This window comes from Pseudomonas sp. PDM02, assembly GCF_014852285.1.
Lineage (GTDB): Bacteria > Pseudomonadota > Gammaproteobacteria > Pseudomonadales > Pseudomonadaceae > Aquipseudomonas > Aquipseudomonas migulae.
The window spans coordinates 50,090-62,976 of the sequence record NZ_JACVBL010000014.1 but is presented as its reverse complement, the minus strand read 5'-3'; the positions used below and the strand labels follow the sequence as shown (position 1 = coordinate 62,976).

Genomic DNA, 12,887 nt, shown 5'->3' with positions numbered 1-12,887 from the left:
GCACCTCGACCTATACCTACTGGTATATCACTTCAAGGCAATTACATAGAGACACCAAAGACGTTTATTTGGACTTCGCTGTCGGCGCGCAAACTTCTAGTTCATGGCTCGTGCAGGCATCGGCTCGGTAATGTTCATCACCCTTTTCTTCCTTTTTGTATCAGGTTTTGGCTCGTGACTGAGAAGAGACGCTCAGCCTTTCTGGACCAGCTGGATAGATTTTTTTATAAACTTCTCCTTGGGCACTCATAAGCCATGACTATCTAATCACATCCACCAAATCTCAAACCTCCGGTTAATCTGATGCCAGCATCTGACAATGACACAATCGAAGAAATCAATATAAAACTTCAACGCCCGACAGCCGGAGAAGTACGTAAATTTGCGACGGGTGAGGCCGTATTTCTGGCTCCACTCCCCGTCCCTACTGGCGACACCCCTATGGACTTAGACGGAAGCTTCATAGAAATCAATGAATCTTTTCTCGACATTGGAAGCAGTAATTTCAACAAGGCATTTCAAACACAAGCTATGATTGGACTCGTCATGGCTTTTATAATTACATGCGTTGTGATCGGCCCCCTTATCATTGGCCTAACAGCTTTTGGGGATCCTTATGGCCGAAGCTTTACAGATAATTTTTTAGAGTTTTTCTTTCCAGGATTGGAATTTGCTATGTGGGGGGCATTGGGTTTCTCAGCTATGGGGATTTACGTAATTCTCAGCAGTACTTTTAATAAAACTCGTAGCCGTCCAATCCGCTTCCATCGACAACGACGTGAGGTTTGCTTCTTTCCCAACGGGTCCGACGACCCCGTCATCCAGCCATGGGAAGAACTGGTCGCCTGGCTCTCAGTCAGTACCGAATCAACAGGCGAAAGCATCATCAGCACTTACACCTTTGGCATGGCCTTCGACGACCCCAAGTCCGACAAAGTCCATTTTGTAAACCAAGGCGTTGCAACACCCCTCCATGGCTTGGGCAAATGGGAAGCCATACGCGTCTACATGGAAAAAGGTCCGGAATTCTGCCCTGGCCAAGCCCCCTACGAAGGCCGTCACACCTTCGATAAAGAACGACAAGACATGCATGAGGAATACCAGCACAACGAGCGTTCCGCTTTAGGCGTTGGCTGGTGGTACCTGACACACCTGATCACCTGGTGGCGTTTTCCGTACTGGGTAGCGGAATGGGATCATCGCTTCAGCATGAAATCTCTACCTGAATCTATTGCTGAGTGGTCCAACCCCTTACCGTCTGAGCAATGGGTCAAACCGAGCTCAGCTTTGAATGAGCAAAGCGCGAAGATTGAAAGAGCCTTTGCTCAAGGACAGGATTTCATGACGTACTTCAAGGCCAACCTCAGCAAAACCGAGGCAAAAGAATCTGCGGATAGTTCGGCATTATGAGCGTAGAGATCGAACAGCCCCGCGGTCTCGCACATGCAACTAGCCGGATAGTTCTAAGTGCAGATCAGCCCACAGGCAAGGCTCCTATGGAGCTTTTCATTACGGATGAACACACTGAGCAATACCTATCACTTCAGGTTGGAGGGGACTCTGACCGAGGAATGTTGACCGGTATTCTTGGCGGTATTTGCTCAAGTCTTTGTCTTGTCATGGGGTTGTGGATGGCGCTTCAAGGCCGATGGGAAGCCGTAATATGGCCAGTGGTGTTTGGCGTTCCGCTTTTCCTTGCCCCGTTCCTATGGGAGACACTTCGACCACTTCCTCTACCGATACTTTTCAACCGCAGGACTCGCGAGGTCTATTTTGATCATGAAGGGGCGTTGTTTCACTGTCCATGGGATGGTATCCAAGCCGTTGCATGTGAATTTCAAATAGTCGGCCCCTACACTGCTGGTATGAAAAACGCATCTTTAGAAATTATGGTTCATCGGTATCAAAACCCTGAAAACGCGCTTATGGTGAGCCTAGGATCTCCGGCAGGAAAAACACTGGACATGCAGAAAGGATTCTGGGAATACATTCGTTCCTACATGAATAATGGTCCATGGTTCGATAAAAATGGAAATCATAGTGATTCAGACAACTTTGTAAAAACGCAACTCTCTGCGAACATCGATCAATCCCAGCTCCTTGGACACTGGCGCCAAACTATCGCAGAAAAAAAAGCTGCGGCAGACGGGGAAAATTACTTAAGTGGTATAGACGCACTTATGTTTCTTGGCCACTTAATGTTTTACCCATCAAACCTAATACAGAACTTTACTTATAAAATCGCAAAAAGGAGATCGCGCAATCGCTGGCCGAACATAGTGCTTGAGCGACTAAGGCATAACGGCCCTGCGACCAGACTGACAGATTAGGAAAATACAGATATTGTTCTGTGTAAGGCGTAAAAGGGCAATTTATTTACTACAACCTCATGAAAACAGGTCGTTCTATCTTTTTCAAGATATGCATTCGGAATGCACATCCCTACCAAAAAACAAAGGAGTCACATGGTACTGGATGATCTTATAAGACAGTCGAATGCAAAATATGGAGCGCCGCCTACGGTAATTCTCAGGGCTGAGAAACCAACAGGCAAGGCCCCTATAGAGCTATTCATTACCGATGAACACACTGAAAATTATCTCACCCTGAAAATGAGCGGCGACGCTGAACGGGGTGCAATGACAGGTTTGCTTGCAGGTATCGCGTCTCCGCTTGGTCTGCTTCTGTCACTATGGATGGCGATGGAAGCTGAATGGGCGCTGGCAGCTTTGTCTCTCGCCATTGCGATCCCGATGTTTTTAATTCCTTTCTTATATGAAGTCTGTCGACCTCTTCCTCTACCCATTCTATTCAATCGCCGCACTCGTGAGGTCTACGTTGAAAATGAAGGTGAGCTATTTCACTCCCCTTGGGATGAAATTCAAGCGATGGCATGCGAGTTTCAAATTATCGGCCCATATACTGGTAGCATTGGAAATACGTCTTTAGAAATAATGCTTCATCGCTTTTTCGCCCCTGACTATTCATTAATGATTAGCCTAGGCTCACCAATAGGTCAAACCCTCGACATGCAGAAGGGATTCTGGGAGTACATCCGTTCCTACATGAATAATGGGCCATGGTTCGATAAAAACGGGAACCATAGTGAATCAGATAGTTTTGTTAGAACGCAGCTTTCGGCAAACCTCAATCAATCGCAATTTCTTGGACACTGGCGCCAAACCATCGCGAACAAAAAAACCACAGCAGGCGGAAAAAATTACTTAAGCGGCATAGATTCACTTATGTTTATCGGCCACCTAATGTTTTACCCATCAAATTTAATACACAACTTCACTTACAACATGGCGCAGCGGAGATCACGCAATCGCTGGCCACACATCGTACTTGAGCGGCTAAAACACAATGGACCTACGACCAGATTGATCGATTTGGAAAATACAGATGCTATTCCATAGAAGGAGCAAAGAAATAGCATGACTTTACAAGATATCATTCAAGAAGCGCGTACCAAGTATGGCGAAGCGTCCAGTGTTGTTCTGACCGCAAATGAGCCCACCGGGCAAGCTCCGATGGAGCTCTTTATTACGGATGAGCACACAGAAAACTATTTATCACTAAAAACCAGCGCCGATACTGATCGTGGACTGATCACCGGGCTGATGGCCCTAGGAGCTGTTCCTTGTCTACTCATGGCTATTTGGTTTTTTTCTACAGGAAAAACTGAAGGCGGAGTAAACGGTCTTTTAGTTGGCCTGCCAATGCTTCTGATTCCATTTCTCTGGGAAATTCTCCGCCCACTCCCTCTACCGGTATTATTTAATCGGCGCACTAAAGAGATTTATTTCGACAACAATGGCGAACTATTTCACTCACCATGGAGTGTAGCCCAAGCGGTTGCTTGCGAGTTTCAGATTATCGCCCCTTATACTGCAGGTATAAACAATGCATCTCTTGAAGTGGTCGTCCAGCAATTTGATAAGCCTCAGAACATACTCATGGTTAGTCTTGGCAGCCCCACAGGAAAAACACTGGACATGCAAAAAGGATTTTGGGAATACATCCGATCCTACATGAACAACGGACCTTGGTTTGATAAAACCGGCGCTCACAGCCAGTCTGACGCCTTCGTTAAAAGCCAGTTAGAAGCAAACCTAAAGCAATCTGACTTTCTAAAACACACTCGCCAGACTATTGCTGAGAAAAAATCCACCTCCGCAGGAAAAAACTACCTGAGCGGCATTGATTTTGTAATGCTTTCAGCAAACTTATTCTTTTATCCTTCAAGCTTCATTCAAGATTTCACCTACAACATCGCTAAACGTAGGCCCCGTAATCGCTGGCCGAAAATCGTACTTGAGCGCTTGCAGTCGGATGGGCCATCTACGAAACTGACCGACATTGAAAATATGGCACGCTTAGCTATTCACCACTAGAAGGTATGACCTTGCCACCAATTGAAATCAAGGAACTCGTATGGTTGTGAAGAATCTGGCCCATCAAGCCCGGACCAAGTACGGGGAGGTGCCTCATGCCAGCTTAAAATGGAATGAAACTACCGGCGAAGCACCGATGGAGTTGTTCATCACCGATGAGCATACTGAGAATTTTTTGTCGTTAAAAACCGGAGGAGATACAGACCGAGGTCTCCTCACGGGCGTAATGGCGTTCGGATCAATTCCCTGCTTGCTTATAGCCCTGTGGCTACTCGCAAATGGTAATTACGCAGGTGCCGGCAATGCTCTGATTGTCGCAACTCCACTGGTTCTGATCCCATTTTTTTGGGAGATTTTTCGCAGATTACCGTTACCTATAATGTTCAACAGACGCACCCGCGAAGTATATTTTGACAACAATGGGGAACTGTTTCATGCCCCCTGGGATGGCCTGGAAGCACTAACGTGCGAATTTCAGATAGTCGGACCTTATACCGCTGGAATGAAAAATGCCTCTTTGGAAATCATGGTGCAGCGATTCGGCGACCCAGAAAATGCATTGATGATTAGCCTTGGTTCTCCAATAGGAAAAACTCTTGAAATGCAAAAGGGCTTTTGGGAGTACATCCGCGCTTACATGAATAACGGGCCTTGGTTTGACAAAAATGGCAACTCAAGTGAATCAGATACATTCGTAAAAGATTTACTAGCATCGAACCTCAAACAGTCGGAATTCTTTGGTCACACCCTACAAGTCATTACAGAAAAAAAAGATGCTGCCGATGGAAAAAACTATTTAAGTGGCATTGATGTCGCAATGTTCTTTGGAAACTTGTTTTTCCACCCCCTGAACCTAGTTCAAGATTTCACGTACAAAACAGCTAAACGTCGCTCGCGTAATCGTTGGTCGAAGATTGTGCTGGAGCGCCTGCAATCAGATGGTCCTACCACGAGATTGGTTGATATTGAGAAGTAGAGACAAATAGTTCCTTATGAGGCGCACTAAATACTGGCCAAGCTCATATTAAACAATTTACATCTCACTAAACGCGCAGAATGGCAAACTGCCTCCGAGACTATCTAAGTTAAGGACGCGCACACAGATGCCTCTTGGCTACAAGTAACAATCGACTCGCGGTAGTCATCCGACTTTTCAGTTGAGCTAACATGCCATCCAAACCAGAACAGCAAGTCGAGCTTGACCTCAAAAATCACCGCCCCATGGCGGGTGAAACTCGTCGTTTTTCCACAGGTGAAGCATTATTCTTCTCACCAGTGCCCGTTCCTACCGGGCAAATCCCAATGGATCTCGGCGGAAGCTTCGTTGAAGTCAACGACACCTACCTGGACTTGGGCAGCAGCAACCTCACCAAATCTTTCCAAACACGCTTAGCTGTGTCGCTTCCTACAGTCGTAGTTCTCGTTTGTCTGTTTGTTCTCCCAACCTTGATGGGCTTCGCAGCATTCATAAATCCATTCGGTAGAAGCTTTTGGTTTTACTTCAACGATTTTTTTGAGTTTGGACTATCACTAGCGCTCTGGTGTGGAGGAGGAGCAGCGCTGATCGGCCTGTACGCGATTATCAGCACCACCAGAAGCAAAGCCCGTACCCGACCTATTCGATTTAACCGGCAACGCCGAGAGGTCTGTTACTTCCCGGATGACTCCGATGAACCTGTGATCCAGCCTTGGGAAGACACGGTTGCGTGGATCTCAGTCAGCAGCGGATTTACAGGAGTAGGCGTAATCAGTAGCTACACCTTTGGCATGGCCATTGATAATCCCAAGGCCGATACGGTGCACTTTCTTACACAAGAGGTCATGACTCCTATTCATGGATTAGGCAAATGGGAAGCCATACGTGTCTACATGGAAAAAGGCCCAGAATTCTGCCCTGGCAAAGCCCCCTACGAAGGCCGTCACACCTTCGATAAAGAACGACAAGACATGCATGAGGAATACCAGCACAACGAGCGTTCCGCTTTAGGCGTTGGCTGGTGGTACCTGACACACCTGATCACCTGGTGGCGTTTTCCGTACTGGGTAGCGGAATGGGACCATCGTTTCAGCATGAAATCTCTACCTGAATCCATTGCTGAGTGGTCTAAATCTCTTCCGTCTGAGAAGTGGGCGAAGCCAAGCCAAGTTTTGAAAGAGCAAAGCACCAAGATCGAGGAGGCTTTTGCTCAGGGACAAGATTTCATGACTTACTTCAAGGTAAATCTAAACGCAAACAAGACAGAAGAATCGATAAATAGCTGAGTAAAAACGATGAGCCGCGTCCTTGAAGCATAAATATGACCGACTACCTCATGCCGGAGACTTTGAAAGTGACTCCGGCACGGAGATTGTCTACTTATCACCTAGGCCCGTCCCTACAGGGCTGTTGCCTTTCAGTCCGCGCCAACTGCACCGCTACGCCAATGAAGTTTTTTTAGACTTTGCTATTTCTCGAGGAAGCTTTGAGTTTATGGCCCGAGCTGGAATCGGGGCGGTGATGTTCCTGTTGATTTTTCTTTTTTTTACAACAGGGCTTGGATCTTGGATAAGAAGAGATATAGAGCCATTCTGGAGTAGCTGGCTGGATTTCTTTACAAGCATTGCGGTTTGGGGCTTTGTGGGTGCGCTTGCCATTCTTTACCTTTGCGTGTTTTTCTTTGCCATTCGCCAAGTCAGCAATCAACCTCCAATACGCTTCAATCGCCAGCGCCGGGAAGTTGTTTTTGTTCCCGAGAAGGGAATACTCCCTCGTTATGTTCCGTGGGAAGAAGTAATTGCAAGCGTTTCAGTTAGCAAACTGATCACTCAATATGCTGCAATCCCCGAATTTAAACTAATGATCGGACTTCGTGACAAAAATGGCGATGTGCTTTGGGTCAGCGTTCCGAGCGGGAACTTGAACCAAGCCATAGCTGAGTGGGAGGCCATACGCGTCTATATGGAAGAAGGGCCTCAAGCATTACCTATGGGGCAATCAGATGAGTTCGAAGCAGGTTCAGTCGCCTATTTCCATATGTGCAGACAAGGATATCGTTCTCATCATTCATTCCTTCGATATATATGGGGCTTTTTGACAATTCAGTTTTTCAGTGGCTGGACGATACCCTGCTACATCGCAGCCTGGATCAATAACCGCCCCAAAGCAGGATTCCCCAAGGAAGTTCTGGATTGGTCACTATCACGTCCTATTGAAGAACATGCGGTACCTAGCGATGGGTTGTTGAAGGAAAGTGCTGAGATCCGAAAAGCATTTGCGAAAGGCCAGAACCTGCTGGATTACTTCAAGGTGAAATTTTCCGAACCGGCTCAAGAGCCCACAGTGGACGCTTCCTAGGCCGAACACCCTTTATGGATTTCCGAATGATACCTATCTCTGCGCAGCACAACGAGTTCGATATTAAACAGCAGCGCCCTGTCGCTGGTGAAACTCGGAGCTTTGTCACGGGAGAGGCATTGTTTCTTTCACCACTGCCAGTCCCTACCGGTCAATTCCCGGTGGATCTAGGTGGAAAATTTATCGAAGTCAATGACACGTATCTTGACATCGGAACCAGTAATTCCGGAAAAGCGTTTCAAGTGCGAATCATGATAGCTAACACCATGTTCATTGCTTTTTTCTTTTTTATATTTGCGCCGCTTCTAGCGGGTACAACAGCGTGGGGAAACCCCTACGGAGTAACCTTCTGGTCTAGAGCAGAAGTCGTATTTGATTATGTATTCTATATGGCACTTGGACTAACAGGAGCCACCGCTTTAATTGCGATTTACGCAATAGCTGGCACAACCCTTAAAAAATTAAAAACAACTCCAGTTCGGTTTAATCGTCAACGGCGTGAAGTTTGCTACATCCCAGAAAAGTCGGATACACCTATAATTCGCCCTTGGGAAGAAACGATAGCCTGGCTATCGATAGGAACAGGCACAACCGGAGTTGGAGTCGTTAAAACCTTTACCCTTGGAATAGCCATAGAAGATAAAGCCAATGGGCTAGCCTACTACATTAACGATACTGTTCCGTCTCCGTTTCATGGGCTAGGACAATGGGAAGCCATGCGAAGCTACATGGAAAAAGGTCCAGAGTTCTGTCCTGGCAAAGCCCCCTACGAAGGCCGTCACACCTTCGATAAAGAACGACAAGACATGCATGAGGAATACCAGCACAACGAGCGTTCCGCTTTAGGCGTTGGCTGGTGGTACCTGACACACCTGATCACCTGGTGGCGTTTTCCGTACTGGGTAGCGGAATGGGACCATCGTTTCAGCATGAAGTCTCTACCTGAATCCATTGCTGAGTGGTCTAAACCTTTGCCGTCTGAGCAATGGGCCAAACCGAGCCCAGCTTTAAACGAGCAAAACGCAAAGATCGAAAAGGCCTTTTCTCAAGGACAGGACTTCATGACGTACTTCAAGGCCAACCTCAGCAAAACCGAGGCAAAAGAATCAGCGGGTAGTTCTGCATTATGAGCGTAGAGATCAAACAGCCCGGTGATTGGCGGGAGTTGAGCAATCAGCGCCCTGTCGCTGGTGAGTCCCGACGTTTTGTCACTGGAGAAGCTTCGTTTTTATCGCCTCTGCCGGTGCCAACCGGACAAATACCCTCGGATTTGGGTGGGAGCATTGTTGAGGTAAATGACATATATCTGGACATTGGTAGCAGCAGTTTTGGTAAAGCATTTCAAGCCAGAGCAATGATTGGTCTGTGCATGGGTTTCATAATTTCTTGCCTGCTGGTTTTACCTACAATTATGGGATTATCAACATTCAACAACCCTTTTGGACGTAACTTCTCATGGTATTTCAGCGAGTTTTTTGAATTTGGTATGTGGATTTCCGGTTGGGGCGGCGCGGCATTTGCCATTATCGGCTGTTATGTTGTCATCAGTTCCACACTCACCAAATCCCGCACCCGCCCCATTCGCTTCAACCGCCAACGCCGCGAAGTCTGTTTCTTCCCCAACAACTCCGACGAACCCGTCATCCAGCCATGGGAAGAACTGGTCGCCTGGCTCTCAGTCAGCACCGGTTCAACAGGCGAAGGCATCATCAGCACTTACACCTTCGGCATGGCCTTCGACGATCCCAAGTCCAGCAAAGTCCATTTTGTAAACCAAGGCGTAGCAACCCCCACCCATGGCTTGAGCAAATGGGAAGCCATACGCGTCTACATGGAAAAAGGCCCAGAGTTCTGCCCTGGCAAAGCCCCCTACGAAGGCCGTCACACCTTCGATAAAGAACGACAAGACATGCATGAGGAATACCAGCACAACGAGCGTTCCGCTTTAGGCGTTGGCTGGTGGTACCTGACACACCTGATCACTTGGTGGCGTTTTCCGTACTGGGTAGCGGAATGGGACCATCGTTTCAGCATGAAGTCTCTACCTGAATCCATTGCTGAGTGGTCAAAATCTATATCACCTGAGCAGTGGGCCAAGCCGGGCCAAGCTTTGAAAGAGCAAAGCGCGAAGATTGAAAGAGCCTTTGCTCAAGGACAGGATTTCATGACGTACTTCAAGGCCAACCTCAGCAAAACCGAGGCAAAAGAATCAGCGGATAGTTCGGCATTATGAGCGTAGAGATCAAACAGCCCGGTGATTGGCGGGACTTGAGCAATCAGCGCCCTGTCGCTGGTGAGACCCGACGTTTTGCCACTGGCGAGACATTGTTCTTTTCACCACTACCCATTCCTACCGGGCAGACACCAATGGATTTGGGTGGAAGCTTTCTTGAGGTCAATGATACTTATCTCGATGTCGGTAGTAGCAACTTCAATAAGGCTTTCCAAGCCAGAGTGATGATCGCAAGTGTAATGCTCTTGTTGATTGTAAGTTTGATAGTAGGACCTTTTATCGCAGGCTTGATGAGTATCGGTGATCCCTACGACCGAACATTTATATACATTTTCAAAGAGTTTTTTCCCATGGGTGCTGCCATCGGCGCTTGGGGAGCGGCAGGCGCAGCGGTTTTAGGACTGTATGCAGTGATCAGTACCACCCTCAATAAATCCAAGACCCGCCCCATCCGCTTCAACCGCCAGCGCCGCGAAGTCTGTTTCTTCCCCAACAACTCCAACGTACCCGTCATCCAGCCATGGGAAGAACTGGTCGCCTGGCTCTCAGTCAGCACCGGTTCAACAGGCGAAGACATCATCAGCACTTACACCTTTGGCATGGCCTTCGACGATCCCAAGGCCGACACAGTCCACTTCGTAAACCGAGGCGTAGCAACACCCATCCATGGCTTGGGCGAGTGGGAAGCGATCCGCGTTTATATGGAAAAAGGACCGCAGTACTGCCCCGGCAAGGCGCCTTACGAAGGCTGCCATACCTTCGATCAAGAGCGTGCCGATATGCATGAGGAATACCAGCACAACGAGCGTTCCGCGTTAGGCGTTGGCTGGTGGTATCTGACACACCTGATCACTTGGTGGCGTTTCCCTTACTGGGTTGCAGAGTGGGACCATGGCTACAGTATGAAAGCGCTGCCGGACTCGATTGCAGACTGGTCGAAACCACTGCCGCCGGAGCAATGGGCAACGCCAAGTGCCGAGTTGGTTGCACAGAGCGCCAGGATTGAAAAAGCCTTTGCTCAGGGCCAGAGCTTCATGGAGTATTTCAACGCCAGTAAGCACCCGATGCAAAAAACAAGTTAAGAAAAACGGGCGATCAAACGATCGCCCGTTTTTTTATGCACGCTCAGCCAATAAACTCTCTTCAACCTCATACTTGACCACCACCCGATTCTTATAAAGCCGCACACTCTCCAACACCTGACTCTCCTGGCCCCTAGTCCTCACATCCCGCCAGATTTCATTCTCCCGAAACACCCGCCCGCCTTCACGCACAAACCGGTGTTCCCGTTGATAAACGTGATACCGAAACGCCCGGATCTGATCACACAACAACTCCCCTTCCAACTGCCGCTCAGCCACTTTCAACTTCAACTGAAAGTGCCGATCCGTCGGGTTGTGCAGCACCAGGTCGATGTAGTTGTAAAAGATCGCCGCCCCGGAACCGAATGGCAGCACGCGCCCCTCGTCAGGAAATGGGTCGAAGCTGTGATTCGATCGCTCGACCACCAGCAGCGGGGAGTGAATCGCCATCCAGTGGATCAGGTTGCTTAGTTGGCAAATCCCGCCACCGACGCCGCTGCGTGCTTCACCAAAGGACAGTTCCATGCCTTCGACGTAACCGCGTTTTCGGGTCGGTCGGCCGACCAGACGGCAGAAGGAAAAGTATTCACCGGGGCCAATGACCACGCCGTCTATTGAAGCCACCGCCAATTTCAGGTTCACGACTTTGTTGTGTTGCAGCTGCACATCGGAGTTGCCGAGTTTGCGGATCAGTTTGGAGGTGTGTTTGAGGTATCGGTACGGCAAGCGCTCAAAGGTGTCTTTCGGGCGAGCGTAACGTTTGCGGGAGAAGCGCCATGCCAGTTGGCGGAACAGTCTTTTTTGCCACACGCGCAGCCAGTAGAGGGCCGGGTGATAAAGGGAGAGAGGTTTCATCCGTGTCAGAACGGCGGCTGCCGTTTTCATCCTTTATAAGAAATGCTGGGCATCCTATCGGATTTATGCAGTGCATATTGCACTTGAAGAAGGTGTTCGCCCAGTGTAATGGCCTCGGCAATCCATGCACTGGTAAAGAGCCCTGACACTGGGCGAACGGGAGGGATTTTAATAGAAGTTGGCGGATATGTCCGTGTGCATAAACATGAAATTTGTGTACACAATGTTTAACAAAATGTCGATTGCAATATTACGCCGACAACTTTTTAAACCCACCAGTTAGACCATTAAGTCTGATCATTCCTATACAAGAAACTGTACAGGAATGATCAAGCTGTAGAGCCAAGACTCAACTTTAGTGTTGAGTGGTCACTTTCAATACATCGGTATACGTCACGACGACGCTCTGCCCTACTTTCAAGTCTTTCAGTTTTTTCTGAACTTCAGGCTTTTCAACGTTGATGGTTTTCGAGTGTCCGCGGGGCCCCTTGAAGGTCACCTGATTTTTCGCCACATCAATTTTGGTGATTTGCAGTTGTACCTGCACCTGACGGAAGGCTTCACCCCCAGGGTTGGGGTCGTCTTTGGTGGCGCGGATTTCTCCGGTGCGTTCGGTAGAGCCCGGCAGACCTTTGTCGACATCGGTGTCGAGGTAAGCGGCAACCGAGCGGATAACCTCGACAGTGACCTTATCACCGACCTTCAGGTTACCCAGATTCTTGGCCTTGTCGCTCAGTTGTACATTCACCTCACGGCCTTCAGCACCTTCAAGGACGACTTGGTGGTTGGCGGCGTCTACGGCCAGGACTTTGGTCGTGACTTGATCGGCTTCAACGACGGCAGACAACGGAATGTCCGCTGCCACGGCGCTGAAGCTGACAGTGGACAGCACGGTGGCGAGGGTGATGGCTTTGGTCAGAGCATGAAGTTTCATAAGCGGAACATTCCCTGTGGTGGATGGCAGCAGACGGCTCTGAATCGAGGTT

Annotated in this window: 12 protein-coding genes; 10 read left to right on the top strand and 2 right to left on the bottom strand. The window is 48.6% G+C overall.

The window, feature by feature from the left end; genetic code table 11:
- The first annotated feature begins 303 nt into the window (after nucleotides 1-303).
- The 10 genes from IB245_RS23045 (at nucleotide 304) to IB245_RS23000 (ending at nucleotide 11,046) form a co-directional block, all read left to right on the top strand.
- Entirely contained in the window at nucleotides 304-1,410 is a 1,107-nt protein-coding gene (locus tag IB245_RS23045) for a hypothetical protein (protein ID WP_318652985.1), read from the top strand.
- 86 nt (nucleotides 1,411-1,496) lie between these two features.
- Nucleotides 1,497-2,330 carry a hypothetical protein gene (locus IB245_RS23040; RefSeq protein ID WP_225609964.1) on the top strand — a complete coding sequence of 278 codons (834 nt, stop codon included), beginning with the start codon at nucleotides 1,497-1,499 and terminating at the stop codon, nucleotides 2,328-2,330.
- Between the two features lie 135 nt (nucleotides 2,331-2,465).
- On the top strand, nucleotides 2,466-3,419 hold the full coding sequence (locus IB245_RS23035; protein ID WP_192228741.1) for a DUF6708 domain-containing protein: 954 nt from the start codon (nucleotides 2,466-2,468) through the stop codon (nucleotides 3,417-3,419).
- Between the two features lie 18 nt (nucleotides 3,420-3,437).
- Nucleotides 3,438-4,397, top strand: coding sequence for a DUF6708 domain-containing protein (locus IB245_RS23030; protein WP_192228740.1), 960 nt, complete (start codon nucleotides 3,438-3,440; stop codon nucleotides 4,395-4,397).
- 40 nt (nucleotides 4,398-4,437) lie between these two features.
- Nucleotides 4,438-5,373, top strand: a complete 936-nt coding sequence (locus tag IB245_RS23025; protein ID WP_192228739.1) for a hypothetical protein — start codon at nucleotides 4,438-4,440, stop codon at nucleotides 5,371-5,373.
- 191 nt (nucleotides 5,374-5,564) lie between these two features.
- Nucleotides 5,565-6,659, top strand: a complete 1,095-nt coding sequence (locus IB245_RS23020; protein ID WP_318652984.1) for a DUF6708 domain-containing protein — start codon at nucleotides 5,565-5,567, stop codon at nucleotides 6,657-6,659.
- A gap of 22 nt (nucleotides 6,660-6,681) precedes the next feature.
- Nucleotides 6,682-7,731: a DUF6708 domain-containing protein gene (locus tag IB245_RS29120; RefSeq protein WP_225609963.1), complete on the top strand. Its 1,050-nt coding sequence runs from the start codon at nucleotides 6,682-6,684 to the stop codon at nucleotides 7,729-7,731.
- Nucleotides 7,732-7,757: 26 nt separating this feature from the next.
- Complete coding sequence (locus tag IB245_RS23010) at nucleotides 7,758-8,861, top strand: hypothetical protein (protein ID WP_225609962.1); 1,104 nt, start codon at nucleotides 7,758-7,760, stop codon at nucleotides 8,859-8,861.
- Complete coding sequence (locus tag IB245_RS23005; protein ID WP_225609961.1) at nucleotides 8,858-9,964, top strand: DUF6708 domain-containing protein; 1,107 nt, start codon at nucleotides 8,858-8,860, stop codon at nucleotides 9,962-9,964. The genes IB245_RS23010 and IB245_RS23005 overlap by 4 nt, the downstream gene beginning before the upstream one ends.
- The gene (locus IB245_RS23000; protein ID WP_318652983.1) at nucleotides 9,961-11,046 is read left to right on the top strand and encodes a DUF6708 domain-containing protein; all 1,086 of its coding nucleotides are present in this window, start codon (nucleotides 9,961-9,963) and stop codon (nucleotides 11,044-11,046) included. The genes IB245_RS23005 and IB245_RS23000 overlap by 4 nt, the downstream gene beginning before the upstream one ends.
- Before the next feature lie 33 nt (nucleotides 11,047-11,079).
- Here IB245_RS23000 and IB245_RS22995 read toward each other — a convergent pair whose 3' ends face one another.
- Nucleotides 11,080-11,901, bottom strand: coding sequence for a VanW family protein (locus IB245_RS22995; RefSeq protein WP_192228738.1), 822 nt, complete (start codon nucleotides 11,899-11,901; stop codon nucleotides 11,080-11,082).
- Nucleotides 11,902-12,256: 355 nt separating this feature from the next.
- A complete protein-coding gene (locus IB245_RS22990) occupies nucleotides 12,257-12,835 on the bottom strand; it encodes a hypothetical protein (protein WP_008043603.1) in 579 nt (192 codons plus the stop codon).
- Nucleotides 12,836-12,887 lie beyond the last annotated feature (52 nt).